The organism is Klebsiella sp. MPUS7, from assembly GCF_009905335.1.
In the GTDB taxonomy this organism is placed as follows: Bacteria; Pseudomonadota; Gammaproteobacteria; order Enterobacterales; family Enterobacteriaceae; genus Klebsiella; species Klebsiella grimontii.
On the sequence record NZ_CP047604.1, the window covers coordinates 3,837,562 to 3,863,845 of the forward strand.

At 51.9% G+C, this 26,284-nt stretch carries 35 protein-coding genes; 3 read left to right on the plus strand and 32 right to left on the minus strand.

Annotated features, from left to right (window positions below):
* Positions 1 to 55: 55 nt before the first annotated feature.
* From GUC22_RS17880 to GUC22_RS17895, 4 genes are read right to left on the minus strand one after another with little or no spacing between them, the layout of a single operon-like run.
* Positions 56 to 2,533 carry a MoaD/ThiS family protein gene (locus GUC22_RS17880; RefSeq protein ID WP_160183679.1) on the minus strand — a complete coding sequence of 826 codons (2,478 nt, stop codon included), beginning with the start codon at positions 2,531 to 2,533 and terminating at the stop codon, positions 56 to 58.
* Positions 2,520 to 2,915, minus strand: coding sequence for an NlpC/P60 family protein (locus GUC22_RS17885; protein ID WP_160183680.1), 396 nt, complete (start codon positions 2,913 to 2,915; stop codon positions 2,520 to 2,522). Before GUC22_RS17885 ends, GUC22_RS17880 begins: the two co-directional genes overlap by 14 nt.
* The gene (locus tag GUC22_RS17890) at positions 2,912 to 3,382 is read right to left on the minus strand and encodes a hypothetical protein (protein WP_004199076.1); all 471 of its coding nucleotides are present in this window, start codon (positions 3,380 to 3,382) and stop codon (positions 2,912 to 2,914) included. The genes GUC22_RS17885 and GUC22_RS17890 overlap by 4 nt, the downstream gene beginning before the upstream one ends.
* On the minus strand, positions 3,382 to 3,858 hold the full coding sequence (locus GUC22_RS17895; protein ID WP_201746398.1) for a hypothetical protein: 477 nt from the start codon (positions 3,856 to 3,858) through the stop codon (positions 3,382 to 3,384). Before GUC22_RS17895 ends, GUC22_RS17890 begins: the two co-directional genes overlap by 1 nt.
* A gap of 111 nt (positions 3,859 to 3,969) precedes the next feature.
* On the opposite strand from GUC22_RS17895, the gene GUC22_RS17900 reads away from it, so the two are divergent.
* Positions 3,970 to 4,140 (plus strand): hypothetical protein, encoded by a 171-nt coding sequence (locus GUC22_RS17900; RefSeq protein ID WP_049594414.1) that lies wholly within the window; start codon positions 3,970 to 3,972, stop codon positions 4,138 to 4,140.
* On the opposite strand, the gene GUC22_RS17905 is transcribed toward GUC22_RS17900, so the two are convergent.
* From GUC22_RS17905 to GUC22_RS17920, 4 genes are read right to left on the minus strand one after another with little or no spacing between them, the layout of a single operon-like run.
* On the minus strand, positions 4,137 to 4,313 hold the full coding sequence (locus GUC22_RS17905) for a hypothetical protein (protein WP_227673661.1): 177 nt from the start codon (positions 4,311 to 4,313) through the stop codon (positions 4,137 to 4,139). The two genes, GUC22_RS17900 and GUC22_RS17905, sit on opposite strands and share 4 nt — an antisense overlap.
* Positions 4,314 to 4,347: 34 nt before the next feature.
* Positions 4,348 to 4,590 carry a hypothetical protein gene (locus tag GUC22_RS17910; protein WP_160183682.1) on the minus strand — a complete coding sequence of 81 codons (243 nt, stop codon included), beginning with the start codon at positions 4,588 to 4,590 and terminating at the stop codon, positions 4,348 to 4,350.
* Positions 4,590 to 7,307 (minus strand): tape measure protein, encoded by a 2,718-nt coding sequence (locus GUC22_RS17915; RefSeq protein ID WP_160183683.1) that lies wholly within the window; start codon positions 7,305 to 7,307, stop codon positions 4,590 to 4,592. The genes GUC22_RS17910 and GUC22_RS17915 overlap by 1 nt, the downstream gene beginning before the upstream one ends.
* A gap of 54 nt (positions 7,308 to 7,361) precedes the next feature.
* Positions 7,362 to 7,763, minus strand: a complete 402-nt coding sequence (locus GUC22_RS17920) for a hypothetical protein (RefSeq protein WP_160183684.1) — start codon at positions 7,761 to 7,763, stop codon at positions 7,362 to 7,364.
* Positions 7,764 to 7,903: 140 nt separating this feature from the next.
* Between GUC22_RS17920 and GUC22_RS17925 the strand changes: the two genes are divergently transcribed.
* Positions 7,904 to 8,377 (plus strand): hypothetical protein, encoded by a 474-nt coding sequence (locus tag GUC22_RS17925; protein ID WP_227673662.1) that lies wholly within the window; start codon positions 7,904 to 7,906, stop codon positions 8,375 to 8,377.
* 53 nt (positions 8,378 to 8,430) lie between these two features.
* Here GUC22_RS17925 and GUC22_RS17930 read toward each other — a convergent pair whose 3' ends face one another.
* The 17 genes from GUC22_RS17930 to GUC22_RS18010 form a co-directional block, all read right to left on the minus strand.
* A complete protein-coding gene (locus tag GUC22_RS17930; protein ID WP_133497377.1) occupies positions 8,431 to 9,480 on the minus strand; it encodes a hypothetical protein in 1,050 nt (349 codons plus the stop codon).
* A gap of 139 nt (positions 9,481 to 9,619) precedes the next feature.
* Positions 9,620 to 10,312, minus strand: coding sequence for a DUF6246 family protein (locus GUC22_RS17935; protein ID WP_142475187.1), 693 nt, complete (start codon positions 10,310 to 10,312; stop codon positions 9,620 to 9,622).
* Positions 10,313 to 10,362: 50 nt separating this feature from the next.
* Entirely contained in the window at positions 10,363 to 11,115 is a 753-nt protein-coding gene (locus GUC22_RS17940; protein ID WP_160183685.1) for an Ig-like domain-containing protein, read from the minus strand.
* Between the two features lie 68 nt (positions 11,116 to 11,183).
* Positions 11,184 to 11,573: a hypothetical protein gene (locus GUC22_RS17945; protein ID WP_160183686.1), complete on the minus strand. Its 390-nt coding sequence runs from the start codon at positions 11,571 to 11,573 to the stop codon at positions 11,184 to 11,186.
* The gene (locus GUC22_RS17950; protein ID WP_160183687.1) at positions 11,570 to 11,974 is read right to left on the minus strand and encodes an HK97 gp10 family phage protein; all 405 of its coding nucleotides are present in this window, start codon (positions 11,972 to 11,974) and stop codon (positions 11,570 to 11,572) included. The genes GUC22_RS17945 and GUC22_RS17950 overlap by 4 nt, the downstream gene beginning before the upstream one ends.
* Before the next feature lie 2 nt (positions 11,975 to 11,976).
* Entirely contained in the window at positions 11,977 to 12,324 is a 348-nt protein-coding gene (locus GUC22_RS17955) for a hypothetical protein (protein WP_160183688.1), read from the minus strand.
* Entirely contained in the window at positions 12,324 to 12,497 is a 174-nt protein-coding gene (locus tag GUC22_RS17960; RefSeq protein ID WP_160183689.1) for a 50S ribosomal protein L13, read from the minus strand. Before GUC22_RS17960 ends, GUC22_RS17955 begins: the two co-directional genes overlap by 1 nt.
* The gene (locus GUC22_RS17965; RefSeq protein ID WP_134915949.1) at positions 12,497 to 12,877 is read right to left on the minus strand and encodes a hypothetical protein; all 381 of its coding nucleotides are present in this window, start codon (positions 12,875 to 12,877) and stop codon (positions 12,497 to 12,499) included. Before GUC22_RS17965 ends, GUC22_RS17960 begins: the two co-directional genes overlap by 1 nt.
* A gap of 2 nt (positions 12,878 to 12,879) precedes the next feature.
* On the minus strand, positions 12,880 to 13,245 hold the full coding sequence (locus GUC22_RS17970; protein WP_160183690.1) for a hypothetical protein: 366 nt from the start codon (positions 13,243 to 13,245) through the stop codon (positions 12,880 to 12,882).
* A gap of 9 nt (positions 13,246 to 13,254) precedes the next feature.
* The gene (locus tag GUC22_RS17975) at positions 13,255 to 14,352 is read right to left on the minus strand and encodes a major capsid protein (protein WP_024358940.1); all 1,098 of its coding nucleotides are present in this window, start codon (positions 14,350 to 14,352) and stop codon (positions 13,255 to 13,257) included.
* Positions 14,353 to 14,362: 10 nt separating this feature from the next.
* On the minus strand, positions 14,363 to 14,797 hold the full coding sequence (locus GUC22_RS17980) for a hypothetical protein (protein ID WP_160183691.1): 435 nt from the start codon (positions 14,795 to 14,797) through the stop codon (positions 14,363 to 14,365).
* A gap of 3 nt (positions 14,798 to 14,800) precedes the next feature.
* Positions 14,801 to 16,189 (minus strand): DUF2213 domain-containing protein, encoded by a 1,389-nt coding sequence (locus GUC22_RS17985; protein ID WP_160183692.1) that lies wholly within the window; start codon positions 16,187 to 16,189, stop codon positions 14,801 to 14,803.
* Between the two features lie 69 nt (positions 16,190 to 16,258).
* On the minus strand, positions 16,259 to 16,774 hold the full coding sequence (locus GUC22_RS17990; RefSeq protein WP_160183693.1) for a hypothetical protein: 516 nt from the start codon (positions 16,772 to 16,774) through the stop codon (positions 16,259 to 16,261).
* A gap of 42 nt (positions 16,775 to 16,816) precedes the next feature.
* Positions 16,817 to 17,797, minus strand: a complete 981-nt coding sequence (locus tag GUC22_RS17995) for a phage minor head protein (protein WP_201746418.1) — start codon at positions 17,795 to 17,797, stop codon at positions 16,817 to 16,819.
* Positions 17,751 to 19,133 (minus strand): DUF1073 domain-containing protein, encoded by a 1,383-nt coding sequence (locus tag GUC22_RS18000; protein WP_227673676.1) that lies wholly within the window; start codon positions 19,131 to 19,133, stop codon positions 17,751 to 17,753. Before GUC22_RS18000 ends, GUC22_RS17995 begins: the two co-directional genes overlap by 47 nt.
* 80 nt (positions 19,134 to 19,213) lie before the next feature.
* Positions 19,214 to 20,686, minus strand: coding sequence for a terminase (locus GUC22_RS18005; RefSeq protein WP_160183696.1), 1,473 nt, complete (start codon positions 20,684 to 20,686; stop codon positions 19,214 to 19,216).
* Positions 20,686 to 21,288, minus strand: a complete 603-nt coding sequence (locus GUC22_RS18010) for a hypothetical protein (RefSeq protein ID WP_160183697.1) — start codon at positions 21,286 to 21,288, stop codon at positions 20,686 to 20,688. Before GUC22_RS18010 ends, GUC22_RS18005 begins: the two co-directional genes overlap by 1 nt.
* 93 nt (positions 21,289 to 21,381) lie before the next feature.
* Here GUC22_RS18010 and GUC22_RS18015 point away from each other — a divergent pair, with 93 nt between their 5' ends.
* Entirely contained in the window at positions 21,382 to 21,549 is a 168-nt protein-coding gene (locus GUC22_RS18015; protein WP_160183698.1) for a YodC family protein, read from the plus strand.
* A gap of 275 nt (positions 21,550 to 21,824) precedes the next feature.
* Here GUC22_RS18015 and GUC22_RS27305 read toward each other — a convergent pair whose 3' ends face one another.
* The 7 genes from GUC22_RS27305 to GUC22_RS18045 form a co-directional block, all read right to left on the minus strand.
* Positions 21,825 to 22,001, minus strand: a complete 177-nt coding sequence (locus GUC22_RS27305) for a hypothetical protein (RefSeq protein ID WP_201746399.1) — start codon at positions 21,999 to 22,001, stop codon at positions 21,825 to 21,827.
* A complete protein-coding gene (locus GUC22_RS18020) occupies positions 21,998 to 22,540 on the minus strand; it encodes a glycoside hydrolase family 108 protein (protein WP_064374479.1) in 543 nt (180 codons plus the stop codon). The genes GUC22_RS27305 and GUC22_RS18020 overlap by 4 nt, the downstream gene beginning before the upstream one ends.
* Entirely contained in the window at positions 22,537 to 22,836 is a 300-nt protein-coding gene (locus GUC22_RS18025) for a phage holin family protein (RefSeq protein WP_031280382.1), read from the minus strand. The genes GUC22_RS18020 and GUC22_RS18025 overlap by 4 nt, the downstream gene beginning before the upstream one ends.
* A gap of 646 nt (positions 22,837 to 23,482) precedes the next feature.
* A complete protein-coding gene (locus GUC22_RS18030) occupies positions 23,483 to 24,061 on the minus strand; it encodes a DUF1133 family protein (RefSeq protein ID WP_160183699.1) in 579 nt (192 codons plus the stop codon).
* The gene (locus GUC22_RS18035) at positions 24,058 to 24,717 is read right to left on the minus strand and encodes a phage N-6-adenine-methyltransferase (protein ID WP_160183700.1); all 660 of its coding nucleotides are present in this window, start codon (positions 24,715 to 24,717) and stop codon (positions 24,058 to 24,060) included. The genes GUC22_RS18030 and GUC22_RS18035 overlap by 4 nt, the downstream gene beginning before the upstream one ends.
* Complete coding sequence (locus GUC22_RS18040; protein ID WP_160183701.1) at positions 24,714 to 25,307, minus strand: recombination protein NinG; 594 nt, start codon at positions 25,305 to 25,307, stop codon at positions 24,714 to 24,716. The genes GUC22_RS18035 and GUC22_RS18040 overlap by 4 nt, the downstream gene beginning before the upstream one ends.
* Before the next feature lie 145 nt (positions 25,308 to 25,452).
* Entirely contained in the window at positions 25,453 to 25,620 is a 168-nt protein-coding gene (locus GUC22_RS18045) for a hypothetical protein (RefSeq protein ID WP_155774241.1), read from the minus strand.
* Between the last annotated feature and the right edge of the window lie 664 nt (positions 25,621 to 26,284).

The following is a 26,284-nucleotide window of genomic DNA, read 5'->3' on the forward strand; positions in this document are numbered from 1 at the left end:
AGTCTCAGAAATTAATCTGATGTTGTGCGCGAAGGTTGGTAATTACTGCTGTGTATTACGGATAAATCGAGTCTGAATACTCAGTGAGTGAGAGAGTTTGAGTGTCGTCACCGTTGGGCTTGGCGCTATCGACGCGCCAGATTGTGGAGTTCAGTTCCGAGTCAGTAGCGATGAAATACCGGCTGGGGTTTTGCACCGTGCTGCGGTCATAAATGTTCAGATCGAAGGTATCGGCTGCAGCCTGAAATGCCTTGGCTTTGCCGCTTACCGGATAAGCTCGCCAGCGGCCGCGATAATTCCCCAGACTGTCTGTCATCACCACCCACATATCGCCGAGAGAAAAATCGATACGCTCTGATGTCGAGAATACATCGCCAGTGCGACCTGTGATGTAGCCGGTCTGCTGCGCGTTGTCGTACAGGTCCGGACACTGAACCACCGTACCGCGTACGACCTGTGTCTCTTCCAGCACTTTCACCGTCATGGTCAGGCGCGAATAGAGGATTTTTCTCGCCTCAAGCCACGCCCGGTCAGTCGCCTGAGCGGAGTTGCGGCAGCCGTCCAGACTGATCTGCATCGCGTTAACCGTGGCATCCTCAACCTCAGTGATGCCGCTGCTGTCGATCTGCAGGTAAATGTAAGCCTTCTTGTTCGTCAGTGGGTCAACGTAGTCCAGCGCTACGCCGTCATAACCACCGGGGAGAGACATTTGCCATGCGACTTTGTACTCGTCCCAGAACATGTTTGAGCGCGCAAATACCGCATCGGGATTTGTCACTTTCTCATCACGCCAGAACGTCAGAACATCGCCGATGTTGTTGCCGTCAACGCGGGCCACATTGGCGATCGTCGCTATGCGCTCACCTAGCGGCTGTTTCTCATCAGAAAAGGTGTAATCGAAATACCCAAGTTGAGCATCTGGCAGCGAATCGGCAATGGCATACAGAGCCGCGACATCAATACTTGCCTCGTCCTGCTTACTTACGACAACCCACTCATGCAGGATAGCGTCGGCAAACGACCGACTCGGCCGCAGCGTATAATCGACCGCTCCGGTTGTCCGGTCGTAGCTAATTGTGTGACGCTGCGCCAGCATGTTGTACTTCTGCTCGCGGTTTGAGTTGCTGTCGTTCGACCCCTTGATCGTAATGCGGGCAATCGTGTCTTCCGGATAAACGACGTTTTCCCGCACGTTCACCGCGTGGATTGCCATCAGTGTCACGACGTTGGCATCGTTGCTGTTATCGAGGCGTTCGATGGTAACAGCATAGCGCCCGGACCCGGCCGCCGGTGTGAATTTATGCGTCGTGCGGAAGTAACGTGTGGTGACTTGAAAATCGTTGTCGAAGAAATAATCATACTGCTCTGAGGTCCCCGGCACCTGATTGTTATCGTCATCAACCTTCCAGAATTTAATCCGGTATTGCGTTGTGCCGGCAGTCGCGCCTAGCTGAACCAGCACATGCACCCAGACCTGCGTCGAGACGATTGGCGAGACTGACGGCCCGATAACCAGCGGGGTCTGGTCATTCAGCGTGAACAGAGTCGCGTTGATAACCGCATTACCCGGCAGCGACGTAATTTCTCCAGAGAGCTCGCCGATATAAAACGTCGTGTACGACAGCGTGTCGTCACCGATGAAGCTCTCTGATGAGATGATATTCCCGGCGCCGGTGACGTTTCGAGTAACACTTGTGCCGCCGTCGTTCCATGTGGCATTGATGACGAACGTAACCGGGTGCGGCACCGCCAGCGCAGCGAAGTATGCAAAGTTGTCATCGTTTGACAGCACAACAGCCTTGAGTTGATTACTCTCTATAGCTACTGAGGTCGGCGCAGTCGTTGTTGCGGTCTGAGCCGGGAAATCTTCGCTTTCGTTCAGGCCAGGTACAGTCTCGTTATCCACATCATCGAACTGATAGCCGACTTCAATCGTGCCGATCACGTCACCCGGGTTATAAATCGCAGAACTGGCGCCCGCCAGGCTGCCGAGGTTCGATTCCGAGTAGCGGATCGAGGAAATGGTGTACCGGCCGTAACCAACTTCAAACCACTCAGTAAGTTGTTTGTTATTGTCGACGAACTCGAATAGCGCTTCTTGAATCAAATCTGGAAACACACGGCACTGGCCGTAAATGTTCGGGCGCCCCTTGTAGAGTCGCGCGCGGTTCGTCTGGCCAGTTAAGTCATTATTCGGCGATTCTCCCGTCGCAACCGATACAGAGGCACTCGGCTTGTTTGACAGGCCGAATACCTTCAGCGCACCGGAAAGGATTTTCGAGACCGGGCGCAGTATCGTGGTGACGAGTTTGCCAACACCGCCCTCCGGCTGGTCGAACACCGCCACGACGTCACCGGCACTCAGTGGCCGACTGATATCGTAGTCGTCCGGCAGCGCGCGACCATTCAGTTTAACGACCAGATCGCGGTGTAACTGTAGAGAATCCAGCAGGCTAATCAGTGTGGTGCCGGTCTCTACCGTTCCTGACTGCTTCGGCGCGCCGGGCAGTCGCTGCAATTCATATCGAACCATGCACCATGTACTCCACTTTGCTGTAAACCTTCAGTAAGGCCAGCGGGCTGTCGCAGCGTACGAAACCGAATTCGCCGCGGGCATGCAGGCACTTAACCGGGCTGATCATTACCCCGATGTGCGCCGGCACTTCGCCGCGGTAAAAAACGGCGATGCAACCGGTGGTCGCCACCGGCACACGCCGCCAGTGTGCGTGCTCCTGTTCGTAGCAGGTGATGAAATCCGCGCCCGATTCGTAGCCGGCGATGTGATGTAACTCCAGGCCCAGCACATGGCGGTAATAGAGAACCACCAGGCCCCAGCAGTCCACTTGCTCAAAACTGCAGGCGCGGTTAGCCCAGGGCTTGCCGTTAACAAGCCCGATAAATTCACTCTGTGTCATACGGTGATCAGCCCGGGATAGTCTTTCGTGGTGTAAATGATGGAGTTGGCCAGCGTCAGCGGGTTAGTTTTCCCGGCGGTCACAGTGACGTTGCTGGCATCGGCGGAAATGTCGTTCACGTAAAGCGTCCAGTCTTTCAGTGATGCCGTGTCACCGATCGCATTCCACTGCTGATACAGGCATTTTATCGGCGTCATGCGCGCAGCCCCACGCCAGCTTTTAAGCGTCTGTCTGACGTGCTCCGTCGCGGCGACAAACGTTATGGTCATTGATATAACTGCCGTTCCGTCCTGCGCTGGCTCGGTCACACTGAATCGCGCTGGCTCGAAGGAGTTTCCACCGAACGTCGCCGGGCGGAACAGGTTATTGACCACTCGGTAATAACCAAACGCAGGATGGTAAAACTCCACAGTCTGCTTGATATCACTGGCCGGCCGCCGCTCCTTCCATTCTCTCAATGTCGGCATCAGCCGGCCCTCGGCATAACTTCTGTCACCAGATAATCCAGCCAGTAGCCATAACCAGGCTGCGCCTCAACAATCCAGTCGTCGTAGTCCTCGGTCATATCCTCGATACCGTTGCTGATAACCGTCGCCGTCCAGGTTACAACGCTGCCGTTTTTGCTGGTCTGCACCGGCATACTGACGAAGTGAAGCGTCTGTTGCTGCACGCCTTGTGTATCCCCAAGGTCGATCGGCATCTGGAACCAGTTGCGCCCACGGTCGCAATAGGTCGGTGACCGCAACCATGACTTAAACCGCTCGGCCTGCGCCAGCGTTAATATCCACTGCAGCGTCCAGGTCGCTTTCAGGTCCGTTGTGATTGGGGTAAATATCGCAGGACCCACTGCCGTCTGCGTCGTCTGCCAGGCTGTATCCTGCGTCATGTTCTGATCGGCGCGCTGGGGAAGCGGCAGGAACGGAGGGTATTGAACTGTTGCCACGTTTCCTCCGGCATTAAAAAAGCCGCGGCTGCGGCACTGTTCGAATATCAGGATATAAAGTATCCCTGAGCCAGGTTAGGCTGATAAAACCACTACAACAAAGGAGGTTTTATGTCTGGTCTGATTAACCCTAAAGACTCCCCTGAAGAGTCAGCCTACGCACTAATCATCGAGTTAGTTAGGGCTCAACGTGTTCCGGTTTACTCATCAAATATTTCTGGACTGCTGTCGCTCTATGATGAAGCTGTCGAGCATTTTAAAGACGACGAGAAGAAGAGCTAATCATCGGCACATAATGCAATAAAGCTTTCACGAACGGATTTGGCGATCGCCTTCGCTTTTTCCGTTCTCTCTTCTTCTTTCCACGCCACAATTCCCTGCAGTTCATCAGAAAGCCTTTCAGCTGCTTGCTCCTGTACTCGCTCTGGTAATTCGCAAAATTTCATAATTTCCACCCATTAAAAAACCCGCCGTAGCGGGTTGGTTTAGTTATTCAATTGCCTGCGGAGACTTGGGAATATCTTCGATGATAATGTCGAATTTTTTGATATCCCCATCCTGAGGCGTAATCTTAAACTCCGAGTTAGTCGGGATGATACCCTCCACAACACTCCCGTTAACCATTTCCAGACGGAATTTTACCGGTCTGTTTTGGCGGAAAATGGTCGTTTTGCCTATCTCCATATCCCTTCTAAAACTTTCTCCTGGCCTATAGATATTATCTTTTCCCATCAAAACGCTCCATTTGCTTTACGAGACAACCCAAGCGTCGATTGTAGCGTGCTGATGTAAGGACCATTACGTTCCGCATCAGAAATCAGGAATTCCAGCACATAATTGCCGTCACTCTGAGTTGCTCCCATGTATTGCGGCTCAGCATTGGATGCCTGATTGTTTATGACTACCTGAACATTCAGCCCACCACCGCCATTCATATCCTTATTGCTGATAACCTTTCCATTATCACCAGGTATCATGTACTGCTTGCCTGTGCTGGCCTGGTAAATCTCCGGCTTACCTTTCTCGCCGACCTGATACATACTGCCAGCCGATACCGGCCCGCCATTATAGCGCGCGCCAGCCAGAGCAAGACCGCTCGCAAGTCCTACAGTTGATGTGATGCCTGCAGATGCCGGCGCGGCGTTTGTTCCCAGCGTTGCGAGCGATGCTAGGGCAGCAGCTGGCGCCCAGGCTGAAGCCGTTGTTGCCGCCATTCCAACAGAAGAAGCAACAGATGCAGCCCCAAGAGTCTGGCCGAGAATGTAGTTTTTCAGCGCTTCGACGCCAACCTGCACGATGCTGTTGATCACGCTGTTCAGGATGGTATTCCCAAGCGACCGCATCGCCTCCTGCGCTGACATTGTGCCGGTTAGCAGGCCGGTAATTGCGTTTGAGGCATTCCCGCTAAACGCATCCACCGCACTCGTCAGCATGTTATATCCGAGGCTTTGCTGGCTGAGTAGCTGCCATTGGGCCTCTGTCATCTGCTGATTATACTGATTCTCCTGCGCCGTTCTCAGTGCCAGATACTGAGCATCCGTGGCTGATTTGGCAGCGATGAACTGGTCGTAACTGATTTTCCCCTGCTGATAGCTCTGTTGGAGTATTGCCTGTTCCTGCTGCTGGTACTGCTGCATCAGGGATAACTTCTGGTTATTCTCGTTCACCAGTTGCTGTACAGGGTCAACTTCGGCGCGGACCGTAGCTACCGGATTTAGAGTTTTCTGCGCGTTAATTTTGGCGAGGTTGTTCTGGTGCTCCAGCGCCATTTTCTCGGTAGCAGTGTTGTACTCTTGAAGGTCAATCTTCCCGGCGTTCAGCGCGGCTTTCAGGTTCTGCATGGATTCTGCGTAGGATTTATTCTCCGCCTGCTCCGGTATGGCCTTGAGCGCTTCGGTTACGCCCCTTGCCGCTGCGGCCGCGTCAATGGCAGCTGCCTTATACTCTCTGGCTTGACGCTTTTGCTCATCCGTAGCATGCGCGCCAAGGGATTGCTCAGCCCTGAGTAATTGCTGCTCTCTTGTTAGCCCCTCTGTCGAATCAGCAGCAAGAACCGATTCCTGTCGAAGTTGCTCAAGCTTCTGCGCGATAGATTCAGCTGTAGAAGCTGACTGCTTGCCTGCTTTGTCGCTTTCCTTCCGCGCCTCTGTAACCCGGTAGGTTTCGGCGTATTCGTCCTGCAGGGCCTTTACTCGTTTTGGGTCATTTACTCCGGCATCGGCTGCATCATATTGCGCCTGAAGTCGTGCCCTCGCCTCTCCCTCCAGTTTTGCTAAGGCGAGTCTTCGCTCAGATATTTTGATAAGGTTGTCTTGTTTGGGGTTAGCTGCGTTTACGCCTCCAAACCCTTTTTGTGAATTTGCGGCATCCTCAGAAGCTTTACCTACCGCACTAAGATCTCCTGCAAGGGTAGCGGCCTTAGTGCTTAGCACTGAAAGCGCCTTATTCTGTTGAGACCAACCATCAAGCCCAAGCCATGACCATGTCCTGGCCCTTTTGCTGTACATTTCGGCAGTAGATGTTAAATCAGCAATTTTTTGCGCTGCCGTCTCGGTTCGTCCACTCAATCTATCAATGGCCGCGCTTATAGAGTCGATGATGGACACCATTGTTGTACTCGCGCCGGTAGCTTCGTTCATTTTACCTACAAGCAAGGAAAGAGAGACGGTAAGGCTATTGCTGGCCTGCTCCATTGTCCTTGGTAGCTTATTAAACTCCTGATTAACAACTCCCGATTGTTTGGCTATTGCGTTAAGGGCGGCCTCGGCTGTAATTTTTCCATCAAGCATTGCTTGTCGAAGTTGTCCCATAGACAACCCGAGACCCGCTGCCATCTGTCGTGCTAGTTCTGGCATGCTTTCAACTACAGAATTGAACTCTTCTGCTCTAACTATCCCACCGTCGATGGACTGGCCGAATTGACGCAGAGCTGTAGCCATTTCCTCTGCAGAACTCCCACCGACACGCCCTATTTTTTGAAGTGTATCTGTCAGAAATAGGATTTGGCTATTCGTAGCGCCAGTTGCTTTTAATGATGATGTCAACTTTTCCCAAAGATTTTGGGTGTTCTGTAGGCTCGCACCTGTGTTAGATGCAATTTGCGCTAAAGCTGAGAACGTCACTTTAGCCTCGGCCGTTCCTGAGGATAGCCTTGCAATTCTTGACTGTAATTGCGTTACATTGTCAGCCACCTCAAGGAACGCCTTGCCGTAATCAATAATTAGCGAGACTGTAATAGCGCTAGCTACGCCCGATAAAGCGGCCTTTAGAACACCCATTGAAGCCGATGCTTTTTGTCCGGAGTTTTCTAACTTATCAACTCCTGCGCTTGCGCTTCTGGCACTTTTATTCATTTCCCCGAGAACATCTGCTGCCTTTCTACTACCAGTAATTAACTTCGCCGTTTCCATGTCAACGTCGTAGTAAAGATCACCAACTTTTTCAGCCATAGAATTCTCCGGACATAAAAAAACCCGCCGAAGCGGGTTTTAGAGAGTTATGATTCACTTTCGACAAAACTTATAATCATGTCCGCACAGTTCAATGGAGTGTTTTCCATCATCGGACCAGAGTGAAAGCTGTTTAATGTACGTTTCACCTGTTTTTGCGTCGAAGTCGTAGACAACCATTCCTGCATCTACGTTCACAGCCCTTGGTTCCTGTGCATCACCATTAGCTTTTATAGTTTTGAAGGTGACAGTAACTTGGTTGGTATTATCATTTCTTCGATCTGCGATATGCGCCTTCCCGCCACTTACATCTACGCAACTATTAGTTTTGTCGCCGCAGACTGCCATCAACACTTCTTTTTTAGCCGTATCGATCGCCTCTTGCTCAGATGGCGCTGTCTTATAGCAACCTGTTAACGCCAGAGAAAGCAATGCCACTGCCGTAATACGTTTCATATCCCTATCCCATCAGTAAATGATGCGGCAATCGTAGCAGAGGGTAAGCGATACGACAAAACCACCTGATCGTTTATCAGGATGTTCGGCGGTGAGCTTCCAGGGTAGGTTGGATGGTAAACCCGAAACAAGGAATCAACATGGATAAGTTTGACCGCGCCATCCAGCGAGAGCTACTCCAACGTCTCTGCGACATTTACCCAGAATCTGCCGATAGTAGCTTCTCCAAGGAGTTTTCAGAAAAATTTGGAGGCATTACTATCTTTACTGCCAACTTACTTTATCTTGCTGGTCACGGACTCATTGATATAAGACTTAGCAATGAAATAGGCCGACGACTGCCATCTGTAATGGACTCTTTCACGAAAATCACCAGCAAAGGCATAGATTTCATTCGCGATGACGGCGGTTTGGGCGCCATCCTGAACGTACAGACCATTAAGTTTCACCGGGATGCAGTGATCGTCCTCGAAGACCTGATCGCCATTTCAAATATGAACGACGAACAGAAGGAAAAAGCCAAGTCGACTCTCGGCGAAATGTCGACGGAAGCTATTAAAACCGTGGTTCAAGCCGCGACGACTGCCGGGTTATCAAAGCTACTCGGGCAATGAAGTTGTACCAGATAGCAAAAACCCGCCGAGGCGGGTTTATATCGTAAGAACTGTCATTTAGATTTTAGCTTAAAATCCCATGCAACATTCATTGGCGGATGGTCTTCATCAATGATCATATTGTATTGACCACGGACAACAGCGCCATTTTCTCTAACCTCTAAGTAACTTATGCGGAGAACCTCATGCGTGAGTATCGCATTTGCCAATCTTGGAAGCTCATTCGGGCGAGTCATTTCCTCCGATACCTTCAGATTGAATGTCTCACCATTACTGGTCCGCTGAACCTGCAGGTTGAAATCAGTACTTATTCCCGACCTGTGCAGGCCTAGAATGTAGAAGTTGTCAAAGCTCTCTCGGCTATCACGGTTTTTGGCCTGCCTGTTTTTGAAGTCCAGCAACTGAGCACCTGAATATGACTCTCCACCAACAACTGCTGATTCTGCATCATTAGCTACGGATTTGAGGACTGCTCCTTTGGCTGTTTCAGCCAATTGCTCAATGTCTCTACTGGCTGGGGTTTCACCCTTTGATTTGAGCTCGGCAGCAATCGTGAATGCATCCTTCATGCCTGATACGACAGTTTTGATGTCTTCACTTTTCGAATCATTCTCACCTTTCTTCTCAGTCTTCTTGCAATGTAGGTAGTAGCAGCCGCAAATCGTGAGAGCGGAAATCAAAGCCAAAAGCACCGTCATTTTTTCGACACCACTCATGTTTTCCATTGTCCGCTGAAGAAAATCAATTGCATTGTTAGTTGTGAAAGACCAATCGGTTGTAGATTCAGTAGACCCTTCTTCAACCCTAAAAACAACATCTAGAGCCTGCTTATCTTCGTTAGTCAATAGATTTAGCTTTGGACTTCCGTACTTAGCCACTGCATATGCACGCTGGAATGCTTCATGCATGGACGCCATGCCGGCAATCATAGAAGCCGTCAGGCTTGAGTGGAACTTATCCCCTTTGACATTGATATAAAGTAGTGGCCAGCCCTCAAAAACGATGTCTAATTCATCAAAATTGTAGCCATCCTTGCTTATGAAATCTTGCGTAAAACCCCAGAAATCCTCAGCACTTTTTATGCTGATAGTTTTGTCTTCCATCGCCAACTCGCTAGGTTGTTTTTTTCAAATCTAAACGAAGTGCCGCTAATGGTAAATCCTGTTGTTTGTACACCCCTTTTGGATATTGTGTGCAATCCACTATTGATGTGCGGTAGGCAAAAGTAGTCCAGAAGCCTGGTTATTGGTTGGCTTTAGCCTGTCTGCGCTTACGCCGTGCAAAGTAGTCATCAGCTGCGTGATCGTATTCTTCGCGGGTGTACCCTTTCTGCTCAGGGTATTTAGCGATGAGCATTAGCTGAAACTCGGTCATCGTCAGTTGGCCGGCCTCTTCCTTGCTGATACCGAAGTGGTTACGCGCTGCGATAATGTAATCTGATGCCCGGAATTCAGATGTGGTATCGCTGGATTCGTGCCGCTGGAGCTTTCTAACTTTCGCTTTACCTATGATGCCGTGCATCATCAGGCTTTGGGCGACTATAACCATGTTGTGCGGCGGCATGCTTCCCTGGCGCCATACGAAACTGCGCTTTCTGCCTTTACCTGGCTTCATCCATCCTATCAACTCGCCGATATCGTCAGCACAGCAGGCTGTCAATACGGTATGGGCAGCCATAATCGACTTGCGGCTCAATAGACCGCTCTGAATATACTGCAACACGCAATCAGGCAGCCGGTCGTACTCATTGTGGATGTAGGATTCAGCAGCCCGCCTTAACAGAGGGGTCACTTCGTCATTGCAGAGGTCGTAGAACGTCTGAACAATTTCAGCAGGTTCGCCAATTCGCGACATGGCCAGCAGTGACGGCCGGAAAAAATAATCCCTGTCTCCGGCAGTAATCAGGCATTCGCCAAACTCTTTAACTGGTGTCATCTTTCCCCCATAAACAAAATCAAGGGCAGGATTCCTGCCCTTTGTTTTGCTTACACGGTGACGGTTACTGTGTGAGTGGCTGTGAATTCGCCATCCACAGTCTTAACTGTGATTACCGCAGTGCCGGCCGTTGCACCAGACGGGGCAGAGACAGTCACGGTATTGCCGGTGAAGGCCACGGTCGCGCGCGACGGCACAGAAGAAGTAACAGTGAACAGTTTATTGTCAGCATCATCAGGTGCCACATTGACAGTAAAGGTGGTACTTGAACCTGCCGCTACAGTGCTGGTAGTCGGAACGACTGTGACGCCTGTTACCGGAATGCCATCATCTGCTTCGGTGATCTGGAAGGTGTTACCGTCAGCCAGTTTGAACTCAAAGCTGTATGTCACGATTTCCTTCACACCACCGCCATCACTGGCGCCGGTCGGGACCATGTAGCCGATGTGATAGAAATCGCCCCAATGGAAGCGCATCCAGACCGCAGGCTGGCGTCGGGCCCGGACTTCATCGGCGATATACTTCACGAACTGCTGAATGCCGAATTCATCAGTACGGTCCTGAACGCGCACTTCTCCCTCAATGGAATAGGTCGGGTCCAGGCTGGCAATCAGGTTCGAACTGAATCCGCCATTGTCTGCATCAGACGTCAGCGCCTCCGGGCTCATATCCCACGTTGCAGAAGTCGGCAGACCCATGAGTTTCCATTCGCCTTCTGCCGGCATCTGGTCAGAACAGCCGTAAGCCAGTTCCAGCGTCTTCGCGCGACCGATAAGTTGTTCGTTATTGGAGCAGCCTTGCATCGTTGCTTACCTCACTTCAGATAATAAAAAAGGCCGCTCCAGGCGACCTTGTGTGATTTGATTTGGTGTTACCCGCCGAAGAGACTGGCGAACTGTAAGCGCCACACCATGCGCCCTTCTTCAGTCATTACTGGCGACGGAATTCCGCCAAGGTTTGATATCTGTCCGAGGCAGGGATTCGTCATCGGGTTTTGCTTCACATAATCGATGATGGCCTGCACATCAGCCTCTGATTTGGCATAGTCACCGGCAGATTTACCAGTTATCACATCGACCAGGACGTAATAATCAGCAGCCATATCGCGGTCTACTGCCGTTCCGCCGTTGGGACGGAATACGATGAATCGTTCTGCAAGCTTTCCTGTATCGGTCCATGTCAGTGACTGAACGGTGTACCCGGTAGTTAAGCCGGCATCAACGAGGAAGTTACGAACGCGCTTATGCATCGGAGGGTTCACAGGGCTAGCTCCTTTTTGATTGCGGCATCAACGGCATTACGCGTTTCATCGCCTGCTTTCTTCAGGAACTGAGGCTCGCCTGCCGGGTCCCAGTAATTACCACCGCCCTGTGATGCTGGGCGGGGTTTGCCCTTGAGCGTTCCTTTAGCTTCATGGACGTATACCGCGTAATTAGCCGAATACCCCACTCGTCCGGTAATGCGTGTGCCATTTACCATCACTTCCTGAAACTGTGAGTTAATCAGATTAGAAGTGGCAACAGGCGTCATCCTTGCGGCCTCTGGCGCGACGATTAACAAGGCTGATTTGATAGCCCTGACTACCTTCCTACCCTGAACATCTCCAATGATACGGTCGAGATTTCGCTTTGCTTGTTCGATGCCGCGGATCTTAACGCCCATACTCAGACTCCCGTCAGAATTGCGTAATCATCCGCCAGGCGCTCGAACGTGTCGGCGTAGCGGATAACCTGCCGCACCTCGTCGGCGCCGGCAACAACCGGGTCGGATTCGGTCGATGCTCCAATTAGGAGGTAATCACCCGCCGCTGCTAGTGCATACTCAGACCACACGGTATTCTTCACGACGATTTCAGAGCCAAGACTGCCGATGCGCTTTGACAAGCCGCCCTCGTAATCACAGAGAATCGACTCAGGAGGCGAGAAGCCTAGCGTATCGCCATATTCATCGTTGCCGAGATTCCGCCAGATTGTCGCTGTCGCGGTATATGACCATGAAGCAACCGAAGACATCAGCCATCCCTCCATCGCAGCACGATTGCGCCTGTGGCCCGTATGCGGGCGCAGTTAATGAACCATTCGCCGTCGCTTTTCACGTATGCCGTCGTTTGCTGGCCGGTATCGGTCATCACCCACACCCGGGTAAACGTCCGCGGTAGCCGTTGCTGAACTGAAATCCACGCCATTAGCAGCCCCCGACCACCAAAAACAGCCCCACACTGTTGCCGGCGCTGATCGGTAGTTCACTGGTGCAACCGCTGGTATCCAGTTTCGCCAGCGAGTCGCGCAGCCAGGTGATGCCGTCGTCTCCGTAGTCGAACGAGCGCGACGCTCCTGATGGCGCCCCCTGCGATTTTATTCGCCGGGCACCGGAAGACGTCGCCATGAGCGCAGCGGCATACATCAGGATGAGCTTTGCCGTGCATTCGTCGTATCCCGCACCATCGAGGCACGGGATAATTTTGTTCACCACGCAGAGAATCGGATCGAGCAGCGAGACGGGAATGGCGTAACCCAACTCACCGAGGAACGCCTGCACGTCTGCCGCTGTGATTGGGTCAGCCATGGTTATTTCGCCTTCTTGGTTGCTTCTGCCAGTGCGGCTTCGGCTTCGTCTGCGCGTTTTGTTTCTGCTGCCAGCGCGTCGGCGTGAGCCTTGTCTTTCGCTTCACCATCGGCGATGAGCTGTTGGTTCAGCTCCAGCGCGTCGGCGAGTTGCTTTTGCAAGGCAGTCAGTTCTGCTGCAGGCGCGGACGGAGTAGCCACTTCGAAGGAAAGCTTCTCGCCTTTCTTCTTGTCGGTCTCCTTTGCTTTGCCAGTGCTGATCCAGCGCTCCGCCGTTGCGTCGTCTACATCCACCACCGAACCAACCTCCAGTTTGCGGAGGCTGGCACCGGCGTGCAGGTTGCTTGCCACGATTTCGACCAGTGCCATGATTTATCCTTAGCTTGATGCATGAATTACGGAGTATTTATTGTTGATGTCCTGCTTAACCATCAACCCCATTGCACCCCAGGTGCGCCAGATGTAGTCGCTGTTGTATTCCGGACGCGGAGAGGCAACGGTACCGATAGCCTGACCAACGATTGGAGCAATGACGCCAGCAGACAGCGGAACGATGACAATTTCGTTACCTGAAAGCTGGCTGTCTTCTTTAATCGCCGCTACACCGGTCAGTTTCAGGATTTCATCCATGATCGTGCCGGACTGGAAGTTGTCGGAGAAATAGCGCTCCAGGTTGGAGATGATTTCACCGGATACGTACCAGGTCTGTTCTGCATACTGGTTGTTTACGCGACGCATCTGATCACGCAGCGCGATTGCGCCAGCGCGGATAGCCTGAGACGTTGCGGTACCAGAGGTGAAGTCGATGTTAAGGCCGGAAGCCCCAAGATCGATCTGTGCTACACGCTCATCGTCACGCAACCCTTTCCAGGTCAGGCCGTCGAACACTGCGAAGTTGCCAGCTTTGTCACGGAAGCCGTTGAAAATGTAGTCAACGTAACGACGCTGAACATCTTCAACGGAACCACGCTGCGCATCCGACTGCGACTGCAATGCCTGCGGGCTGTTGAAGATTGGATCACGCCATTCGAACTTAAAGCCCGAGTCGTGAATAGGTACCATGGTGCCGTCGAAGGAATAGCTGCGAGCATCCAGCGCCGCACCGACCTGACCGGACATGGAAGTATGAGCCCAGCCGCGGCCGCCGGTACGAGCGTAATCGTAACGAGACTGCTCAATTCGCACGGAGCGAGACAGCGGCATCAGATCGTTCAGTAGAGTGAACTCGGTATTCGGCTCGAACTGCTGAAGCACAGTTGTGTCGAAAGCGCGATACAGGCGGCGGATATCGTCAACTGCGTTCACCGCGTCGAGATAAGGGACGTTTTCTGCATCACCACGGAACTGAGTGCGCGCCAGAAAATCAGCTGCAGCCTGAGCACTGGCGTTTCGTTCAAGTTCGAGAGCGCGCCATTGCGCCTGGTTTACCGCGAGGTTCCCGGTCTTCTCGCCGATAGACTTGGAGAATACAAACATTCAGTGCTCCTTATTTGAACACAACGCGAATCAGATCGCCCGCCACCGCAGTGACTGCTTTATCTTCTTCGACATAAGCGAATACGGCGGCATCATCTGCAACCGCAGTGATCTGACCGTTGGCTACTGCAACCGGCTGGCCTTTGGTGTAGGTGCCCGCTGCCGCCCGCACGTTTAGGAACATGCCAGGTAGCGGATGAATACCAACAACCAATTCATTGGCTGGGATTGCGTCATCAACACTCAGGCAGCGAAAGTAGTCTTTGTTTGCCACATACTTGATGGCGGATTCTGCCCCGGCTACAGAGGCCGTGAACTTGTCAGCAGTACTGAAGAAGCCAACAGTACCAGGCAGAGTCGATGCTGCTGCCCCGCCTTCACGGTTAAGTAGCGGATTAGGGAACACGCCTCCGGCGTGGATAATATGTTTTCCGTCTTTAGCCATTTTTTACTCCGGCATTTCGCTGACTGATTGGGTATTGGTTGCCTGATTGCGGAATGCAGCGTTCAGGCCGAAAGATGTCTGGCACTTGGCATACATGGCGTCGAGCGCCTTACCGTCCAGATCTGCAACTTCGTCGTCGCTCATGTTCATCGCCAGTTTCACAGCCGCGCGCTTTTCGCCCTTCTCTTTGTCAGAGTTGGCATTGATCTGGCTGTTAAGTGCGGTGACCTGCTCAGTAAGGACTTTTGCCCACGCTGGCATCTCTTCGTTATTGGCGGCCTGCTCTTTTTTCTTGGGCTTGCCGGTTTCCGGGTTGATTTCTTCATCGCTTTTTTTCTTGGCGGTGGCTTCTTCAGCCTTCATCTGGTTGTATGCGTCCATCAGCTCGGCGTCGGACTTGCCTTCAGTCGGCTTACCAGCGGCTTGCAGCGCATTGATAATCAGTTCTTTCATCGGATCGTTCTCTCCGTTGGTTTTAATCTCGTACTCAGTGGGTTTGCGCACGACTTTTACAGGTTCGCCGACGAACACGGCCTTGCCGTCATCATCGATGAGGTACTTCTGTTTAAGGTATTTGGTGTCGTCCCGGTAGATGAAGCTGTCCGGCCACACCGTTTCAGGCCAAAGCCACTTATCTCCGGTGTCACCCTCGCGCAGCTTGTCGCAGATAGCGCGGGAGATGTCGTCGAAAGAGAAGTTGGAGGCATTGGTGAAGAAGAATTTGGTTTTGTTGAGCAGGCCGTCGCGGGTGCAGTCAATTCCGTCAGCAAGGCGAGCAACTTCGATCTGCTGCTCATCACCTTCTGAGTTAACGAAGATACCCACGCCCTCCTCCGGTGTTCCAGCACCCGGCTCATCGAGCAGTACCGCCACATGGTCAAACATCATGTTGGTAGCGATCTCGTTGTACTTCTTGCCCTTCGATTCGCCATTGGCAGCGATACCGGAATACAGCAGGCCGGTGGAGATGTGAATCGGGTCGGAGTTGGTGCCAGCAAGCATCTCATCCAGGCGGTTGATAAGGCGCTTGCCCTTCTCGCTGGATTCGGCGTACTGGCGGTTAACGTACATGTCGCCCGTCACCTTGCCGTCATTGTGGCTGACGTTCTGCAGCCAGGCACCGACGTGGTACTCATTCACCGCCCGTACATCGCGCGCAGACACGTGCTTGCCTTCCACCTTCGGGTGGCCCAGCGGCATCGGGTTGCGCTCCAGCGTGTTGTAGGCCTTTTCGATTTCTGCTGCCGGGTACAACTTCCGGTTCATCACGATATCGTCCACGACAGGCGTGATGCCGCGAACCACGATATGTGGCTTGCCGTCGATGGTTTCAGTGGTGATGTTTGAAGCGGAGTTGACGACGGTCAGCACGTTAACGCGGTTGCGTTTCATGCTGGGTCCTCATTAGTGGATTTCAGGCAATAAAAAACCCGCCTAAGCGGGCTTGTAGTGAGATCTTTATCAGTGGAAGTTCAATTCTTTTTTAGCATCTTCAACTATCAGGCTAATTATGTCCTCAACGTCCCTTTCCATGTCTCCATATGCGGCTTGTTCAGGGTAACCTTCCTCATGGATTGATTCCTCTGCACTAGCATCTAAGGAGAAAAAATCATCTAAAAGTTCTTTTGTGTTAGAACTAAGGGAGATCGGGGCTAGGATGAAAGACCTTCTGAGTTCCTTTTTAAGATCGTTAAACCTACTCCAATCGAAATGGTAATCAGGAACGTCTTGCAACCTTCTTTCAGCTTCATAGATACGTTGATAATGGTTTGAGGCCATAGCGTATATTGACTTCATTTCGATAAGAATATCGATCAGTTGCCCATAGGCTGTATGTTTCTTTTCCCACCACTTTTCTCTGTAGAATCGGCGTAATGCGAAATAAGCTGTGAAACCAGCTGCGGCCACACCAATAATAATCGGGCCCACAAGTGAAAGGGCAAAAGATCCAACCTCAGCGGGTGTAATCGAGCTCATAATTTACCTATCATCTTATTTTGATAGGTATTTATATCACTATTATTCTACTTTATCCCAAGCCTTACGCTCTTTCTCCAGCTTGTTCGCCAGCCCTTCATTGAATATGCTGCCGTCGTCGTTGAGCAGCACTGGTATCTGGCTGCAATAGCAGTTGTACCGGTTACCGTTCTCAGCGTAGAAGTCCCGCACTTCTTCAGCGGTGTAGACTTTGCCGTGACGACTGGCGTGCCAGGTGCGCGTAGTTGGCTTAAGTGCTGACAGCCACAGCAGGCCGGTATTCAGCCCCAGCCGATCAGCGGCCCAGTCCGTTTCATTCCATTGTGCCTGCCGCAGCGCTCCGACCTGCTCAGTCTGAGCGATGGTCTTCGCCTTCGACATCGACACATCGAGGCGCTTGCTGATGACGCTGGCCGTTTCGCGTGGGTTAACTCCACGGGCCACGGCATCGGTGATGATGCTGGTCAGATCGCCGCGGGCGGTGTCGCTGATAACCTTCCAGTCACTGAACGTTGTAAGCCTGGCCGCCGCTATCTGGTTCAGATAACCGGGGCTGTTTAAAAGCTGCTGTAGCGTTGTCTGGCTGGCATATACCTGCGACTGCACCGAAAGGTTGGTGAAGGCGTTTAGCGTGCCGCGGTCATACTCCGCAATGACGTAGTCCATCGCCCATAGGTTCTGGTTGCCGCCATCGAGAAGCTCATCATCCAAAATTGACTGCACAACCTGCAGCAGGTCGGCCAGCTCAGCGGCGGTCATGTCATAGATGAACTTACCGGCGTTGACCTGATACAGCGAAGGGTCGGATCCCTCGTTGTTGCACATCATCCACGACTGATGTGCGTTCGCCTCTCGCTGCAGCCCTGTAAGCCTTTGGTCAAATAGTGCCTTAAGCCTGCGCTTGATGTTCAGATACCGGTCTTCGATATCATTGAACATCCTGCTGACCTGCCGCGAGGACTGCGTAGGGTCAGCTTTATTGCGCGGTACGATTGGCGTCCCGATTCTGGTTTGCGCTGTCATCATCATCTGTCAGCGGATCCTTATCGGTTTGCTTTACGTCAGGTTTAGGTGGTTGCACTATCTTGCGAGGCTCCAGCTCACCGACTGCGCGGATTTCGTTTTCATCCACCGCCGGTGTGCCATATGCCTGCTGGGTATCTTTCGCCACGACAGCCATTGCCTGCATGTTGGCAATCTTCTCTTTTTCGCTCGGCGCGAGCAGATCAGACCATGCCAGCGTGACCTCTCCGGATGATGGCGGGTCAATGACGCCTACAGTCCAGAAGCGCTCAAGCACGCTCTCTACAATCGTCGACTGGAATCCCCAGCGGCGGCCGTTACAGCGCTTAGCCCAGTCTGTTTTATCCTCATCGGAGGCAAGGCGCCCCGTCTGCTGTCCAAACAGGATGGTGAACGGACATTGAATCGAAGATGCAAACTCGTTGGCCGCCACCGTCCAGGTCGGAGACGGGTCTGCTGCCGCAACGGAGAGAACCGACGGCGTGCCGGCCTGCATTACCAGGGCAGCATCAGTACCACGGTTCATCTTGGTGACCTTGTCGTTAAGCGCTTCACCAAGGTCTTTGTAGCCAGCATCTGTGGCTGCCTTTGTCAGATTTGCAATGCTGGTTTCTTTGTCGAACGCAATCCCGAGCTGGCGGCTGGCATTCTTCAGGAACCCTTCTGCGCTGCCGCCCGAGACTTTTTCAAGGTCGAGCAATTTGTTGTAGCCCGCGCGCAGGAAAGGCACGCCAGACAGCATATTTTCGTCTTCCGAGCCTTCGCAGAGAATGATGATTCGCTCGGGGTGTACGGTGACGCCTCGCACCGGACCGTACGTACCATCATCACCAACTGGCTGCTCGTTGAAGTTGTACGAAACTGGCTGGCCGTATGTTTCTGATAGTGTGTCGGTATCGAAGTTTCCCGGCTTGATCTGCGACTCCCACGCTGGGATCAGCTTAACAATGGCCTTGTCCTTTAAACGTGCCACCACAGACCTGTCTACCGGCTCACTCCACTCTCTTCCGTCCCTAAACTGAATGAGCAATGCCGAGTACCGGCCAACCAGATTACGGCGATCCGCATCCTTAATTTTCGGCCAGTGTTTCTTCAGCAACTTAGTGGCTGATTTCTCCCAGTCTGTTGTCTCGGTTGACTCCTTGCCGTCATCGCCGTCGATGATCGTCGGGTTATCAACCCAGCACGAATCAAGAAGCTTATGAACGGCGGCAAAAGCTACCGCGTTGCGCTCATAAGCCCGATAATAGCGGTCGAACTCGAGACTGTTCGGATAGCCGAACTCATCCCACAATTTCGTGCGTTTGGTGTTTCCCGGCTGGCCCGCGTACAGCATGCGCTGCCGCCCGATAGCATCAGCAAGGGCATTAACGAGGAACTGTTCCCCGGTGCTTAATTCACTCACTGATGAGCTCCTTAGAAGAATACTGCGCCGACCTGCTTGTGGTTGTTCTTCGCTACAGCAAAGTAGCGGAAGCCGTCAGCACCGTGTGATGTGAAGTCATGAAGCGGTTTATCTTTCCAGCAGCCGCGCTTGTCGTCCCACTCCTTGCGGTAGCCCTCGAGGTGAGATATGCCCTCGGCACACCTATCCTCATCGAATACACAGGACGGGAGGATTTCACGCACCGACTCAATGCCAGTATCGACACCCGTTTTCGGCACAACGTTGAATGTCATCGAGTACACCTGACCGTCGATTTCATAGCCTTCCTGCGCAAGCTCTTTGCGCGATTTGGCGTCAGCACCGAACTCGCGGTTCTCGATGTCGTGCGGCCCCCAGTGTTCGCCATACTCATAGCCTCGGTCTTTCAGCACCTTCATGTAGTGTCTCAGGCCTTCGCCGGAGTTTTCGTAGTAGTCGATGATGTGAAATTCCTCTCCAACTTCGCGAACAAACCAGATGGCCGTGGAGTCGCCAACACCGATATCCCAGAACGTGTGAACCGGTAGGTGTGAGTTATCCGGGATTTTGCCGATCCGCTTGTTGGTGTAGAGCCAGCGGAATTGTTTGGCGTAGTACGCGCCCTCGACCGACTGCTGGAACGCCTCGGCCGGAATGGTCGGGTATTCGCGCTTCATGTCGTCGCCGAGCGTCTTTTCTTTGGCGTAATACCAGGCTTTTTGGCGTTCGTTGACTACTACGCCGTGCTTCGCCTCCATTTCAGCGAAGTATTCAATCAGGCGTACTGGCAGCGGTTCGACCGGGTCGATTGCGTACTGCGGATTCTTCCACCAGGAGAAGAAGAAAAACTTCCAGTCCAGCGCAGATAGTGGCTTGCCCTGCAACAAGGCTTTCTCTGCCGTCTGGCAGTAATCGAAGAAATAACCAGCACGACCCTCTGCGGTGCTCTCTATGGTCGCAAAGCATCCAGTCGATACCGCCTCAAAAGCACCAGTGACAATTTCCCGGGCTTTATCAGGATACTTGGCGCATATCTTCCCCAACTCGGAAACGTGCAGATAGCGCAGCGTACCGCCACGGAATGACGTGCTGACGTATAGCGAGCCGCCCTTCTTAAAGACGAGCTCACCAGACGAATCATTGCTCGCCGGGTTGGCAGCCTTTATCTCTGCCGGCAACTTGTCGTATGCGTACTTCACTTTTTCGCGGAACAGGCGCTTTGCGTCATTCAGCGTGTGGGCAATCAGCGCGCATTTCGCCGACTCAAACAGTGCCGCGTCGAGCTGGATGATGCACACCTCAGTTGTGAAACCGAGTTGCCTAGCCTTAAGGATGATGTTGCGGGTGTGGATCCCCTCGAAGTATTCCCTCTGCTCAGGAGTCATCCTGAAGCGGGTCGGCTTACCCTCTTTGTCGGTGATCCAGTAAAGATTGTTCAGCCGCCAGTCTTTATTGGACAGCAGCTTGAGGTGCTCAGGTTTCATTACGCCCCCTGAGACAAAGAATCCATCAGGTCAGAGAGTTGCTTAACAGAATTGTCGCCTTCAGGCCCGTCAATGTCATAGGCCTGGCGCTCAAGTCCAATCAGGTTCTTCAGCGCATCGCTCAGCGCCTTAACCGACTTAACGCGCTCCGGCATGCTGATGACCTTGTGGTAAATCTCATTGAGCTTATCCTGGCCTTTATCGTCAGGGTTGAACATCAACTCTCCGAGCATCTCCAGTGCGGCCACGTCTGCGCACTCTGCCCCAAGTTCATCAAACAGGGCATTGGTTATCTGTCTGGCTCGCTTAATGTCGCCGCGATGCTCCATGCGGACATTGGCGATTACTTCAGCAGTCGCCTCGATGAGTACGCGTTCGTTAAAAGTAACTTCACTGCGTACCTGCTTGCGTACCTCAGCTTTGCGTACCAGATCGTCAGCGCGTTCTTTCACCTTCGCATTCAGGTCACGTGACCAGTCGTCACGCTTGGCACGCTTACGGATAGCGCCTTCGCTGATTCCGTGTTGTGATGCTATTTCTCGGAGGGACATCACCCCGGCCCGGTACGCCGTCTCGATGGCCTCCCAGTCCGGTGTTGCCATAAAATTCTCTTTAGTTTTGTTTGTGGATGATCAATATTCTTTATTCTTCTGATTCAGCTTTTATCTGAGTACCAAATAAAATGAGGATTCTGTATGTCGCGTAAATTTGAAGATGGTGCCGTTGTCCAATTGAAGTCAGGCGGTCCACTAATGACGGTCTCAAGCTTTAATGAAGAATATAAAACTTATCATTGCGAATGGTTTGCTGGTAACGATCTTCAATCCGCAAATTTTTACGAGCATCAACTAACGGAAGAATAGTATCTACTAACGGCTTTGCGAGCCGTCAAGATGTGGCTCACCTCTTTGGTTGACACCAGATCTATGCTTCTTGTCGGTTAAGCATTATCGAAGCCCCTCAATGAAGGACTTCTGTAATGCGGGCTCTTATCTCAGCGCAGCCCCTTGCTGCGTGCCGGATACTCGGTTACGAGCGCCAGCTGTGAGATGGATGGGCTGACTTCTGGCCAGCCCGGCCTCTCCGGTAGTCGACAGAGCCAGATCGACAGGAGAATGAAGAGAATCAGCATGGCGCGTTACTTCTTAACGCTGTCCGGCATTACCGCACCAACAACGCCAGCCAGCGCTACGCCGCCAGCGATGACGGTTTCCTGAATGCCCTGAGGCAACTGATAACCAAATACGCCAGCAACAACAAGAATGATGCCGCGCCAGGTGGAAGGCTCTTTCAGCCGATTAATGAGATAGTTCATAGCTCCACTCTTTCCTTTACCCAACCATAGAGGAAATCTTCATTTGCCGCCCGAGCTTCAGCAAGCTCAAGATAGCGGGCGCCCTGGCTACAATTAAGCCCCTTCAGCAGCGTGGTTTCGCCATCTTTTCCGCGAACGGCCAGATAGCTTTTCAGCGCTGCAATAGTGATGTTGCCGATCGCGCCGTCCGGCTTCAGGTCCGGATATAGCTTGCCCTGCATATTCAGCGCCGATAACCAGCGCTGCAGGAATGTACTGGCGACACGTGGCCCCATGTTCACGCCGGTATCACACAATTCCTGTGCAATGGCTGGCGACAACTCGGCGATGCGGTCGAACTTCGGTTCAGTCCAGTATTGCGACAGATAAATGGCTTTGGCTGTATCCCGTGGTAACGCCTTCATATCGCCACTATAGCCATATGCGCGGGCGGTAGTCTGCGTGATACCCCAGCGCGTTGGGCCGCCTTTATCATTCGGGTTATTTACGTAACCCCCTTCTTTACCGAGGATGCCCTCGATAATCTGATCTGCTGTCATGGCGCCTTAACTCCGGTAATGCGCTCCCAGAAATAGGTCAAAGCAACAGAACCCATTGCCCCGCTAATTCCGGAAGTGGCCAGTATCATGTAAATGCTCAGTCCGCTTTCAATGCTCACCAAGCCAGCAATAACGCCGGTAAACCCTGAAACCACCATTTGGGCAAGAGCATTGATCAAGCTCCATGTTGCCTTGCTCTGCTTCACATCTATCAGGTAGCGGACAAGTCCACCCCAGCAAGCAATGATCAGCAGAACCAGCCAGGACATCCCGGCAATGCTCTCTTTGTCTTGCATACGTTTAGCCATAGTTACCGCCTCCGATGAAAGATCGGGAAGCTGTGTGTTTTAAAAGGGGTCAGGCCCGTCAGGCTGGATTTAACAACGAAGCATGTCGATGATGATTCCTGCGGGACCTGATAATAAAAAAGCCATGCAAATGCATGGCCTTGTGATTTGAATCCGTTATTTACAAAATGTATTCGAGACAGTATCTTTCGACTTCCGGACAAAAAAACATATACCGGGACAAAATCTAAATGTAACTGCCTTGCCTGCGTGAAACCATGCGGGCTTTTTTTTGCCCAAAGAAAAGGCCCGCCGAAGCGAGCCTGCCACTGCTGTTTCTTTGTTTGTATTGGTTGTGGTGCCGGGTGCCTCCCGGTGAGCATGCCCCAACAGACATCACTCGCGTGGTATTCACAGGGCTTTCGCTCTATTAGTTGGACGCCCCTCCGCATAGGGGGATTCACCACACCAAAAAATTTAACATCTGATGAAACTCGTTTCAATGCTCCACGACGATGTGACAGGGGTACTGATGCAATGCATCTCGCGAATACCCCTGTCGTATCAACGGAAAGCAAAAAGCCCAAGGCGTTAACCTCGGGCTTCAATAATTTTTGCTGCTCAGTTCGCTTTAACGTCCCGAGCCTAACACAATTCAAGCATTTTCTGCGCAAGAGTTCAAGTAAAACTTGTCGCTATTTGTGCCGAAAGCATCACGCATTGGTGCATAAAGCATCGATTCTGCAAGATTTAGCCAAACGTCGATTCTGCTTTCACATGTGCGCAGACACCATTCTGGGTGTTTTTTGTTAAGGTCGCGAGCCATTGCTTTTTTACTCAGACGCTTGATATATCTGTCTTCTATGAGCGCATACAGACTCTTATGCCCTGAGCGAACCAGTATTTCTCCGAGAACTGAATTGATGGTCAGCGCCTCTTCATCAGTGCAGAACGCCAGTCCACTTTTATTTTTGCCGTTAAGAATCTCCTGAAAGAACGCTTCAAGCTCAGGCTTGGAAATGCCTGATTTCTTCATCCGGCGTAGTGCATCGTTGATAGCTGTTTTCGTTATCTTCCCGGATGCCAGCAATTGATTAAACATATTGCCGCCGCTACCACCGCCTATATACGACCAGCGGCCCCACATACGCAGCTTTCCCTGTATCCAGATGCTTTCCAGAGTGCGGAGGCGAACCATTTCACCTGATTTACCAACCTCAGAAGGGTTAATCATTTATTCACCTCATTTTTGATTTTCGGTTGCTCGGCGGCAAACTGTGCCAGCGCCATAAATGACTGGCCTTTCGCTTCCAATTCGGTACGGTTGATGTAGCTGAATTTCTCGCCTCTCCAGGTCTTATCAAACACAGCTATGGCACCAGCGAAAAATGCGCTGGTCGGCCTTTGTTTGTCGTTGGCAGGGTTAAACCAGACAGGCAGATCGAAACCAATCCGCCCACGAATAAAGCAGACATGATCCGCATCTTCCGTCCACCAGGTTTCGCTCGTTGCGGATTTAACCAGGAAAACATAGCGACCGCCCTTCTCGCGTTGCGCAGCTGCGTAGTTCATGATGTGCGTCATGCCGGTGATGGCTTGCTTTTCGTGGTACTGAGAGCGGCTGTATGGCGGGTTGCCAAATGCAGCACCACCGATTGAGGAAAGCATTTCCGACCAGTCCTGTGTCAGCGCGTTATCTTCTGCGGTGTACCAGATAGGGCATTTTGCATTGCTGTCATCAGCGAACAGGTCCAGCATCAACGGACCAAACATCGCATTGATACCCCAGAAAAGCGGATCCGGCGTTCGCCACTGGTCGCCAACCTCTTTTAAATAATGTGATGGTGCGTTGCGTAGGGCTGTGAGGGATTCGCAGTAAGGATTAGTCATGCGGCCTCCAGCGTTTTTTTCAGTGCGCGTAAGTCGGCGTAAGCCTGCAGGCGGATGGCTTCCAGCTCTGCGATGGTCCAGCGGTGAATCCGGTTGTCGTTATCAAGCCCCTGAACTGCGGCTTCACCGATTTTTTCCACCAGCCCGACCCGGTAAGCTTTGATATTCCCGGACTTGCCGACGTTGCAGTCATCACATTGAAGATTGATATTGATGCGGGTAAACCGCAGGTGGGAGGCTATAGCAACGGTTCTGTAGTGGCCGGCATGCCAGACTTTGGCGTCGTGAGTACCGCAGGAAATACACCCCTCCCCATTAGCAAGGGCAGTTTCACGGCAAAGGGTATTAACCACGCGCTCGGTGACTTCCAGCCAGTGACTGAGGGGCTTCTCAGCCGTCTTTGGTTCAGGGCGGATATGGTGATCGGGTTTATTTTTTAACCTGTTTTGTGTCTTAACCTTTTGTTTCTCGCGCTGATGCGCAAGGTACTGGCTCTTATGCTCTTCGCAACACCAGTAAACATTTGTATAGGTAAGGTTAAACCAGGCACCGCAGCCGGGTGCTTTGCATCTGCGACGGGGGTCTCTCATATCGCACCGCCTGGGTGCCACAGACAAACAGAAACACCGCGCACTGAGGCACGGCGTAAAATGGCGTTGCTGCGTTTTTGCGTCATCACTTTACTCCGGTGATGGCGCGATAGGTTCGGTGTTCAGCCGAGGTGATTAGTATAAATCACTTTTTCTTCTTCCGGAAGAATACTTTACACTCCTCGTGAGATTCCTTTGTGATTACAATCTCTCCTTCATTAAGCGGGGTTACAACATAAACTCCACCAGAAAGGTGGTTGACAACATACGTACCCAAAACGTCCATTGCTTCATTCATTTCTTTCTTATTCATCAGTCCGCACCTTGTGAATATTTCATAAATCGTAGATTTTTCTTTTCCTGTACAGGGATGGCTAAAAATGAACTCGCGACGCTCTGGAATACAATGACATATTTAGATCGTCCATCAAGACCCTATTTTTACAGACAAAATAGAATGACAATGAAAATACAAAGAACAATAAATTCAATGCGTTATGGAAAACCACTAAATATAAAAAAGTCATTCACATTTTTTCTCTGGTTCAACCCCCTATTTCACTCAGATAGAAGAATTAAGCCAATTTCAGAATTTAATTAACTGCATGTAAAATGAAGTAGCAGAAAACACTAGCGCGACAAAGAATGCACATTTTGTGTAGTGTGCAACCCACTATTTTCCAGGCAAGAAAAAGAAAACCCGCAAAAGCGGGCTTAAGGTGATGGACTAATAATCACTGAAGTAACTTGGGCTCGACCTTGCAGTGAACCTCCCACAAACTGATTCCGCAGCTCCCGCAGAAGTTAGCCAGGTAATTCAGCCCTGACCACTCCCGGACGCCACCGCGAGCGGCTTCAACGTATACGCCGATTTGCTTATCTCTCCACAGCCCAAACAGTCGCCAGCCTCCGCTATCTGCGTTTCTGACTGCAACAATGCGGGTCAGAACTCCAGTCTGATAGAGCTCGGTAAAAGC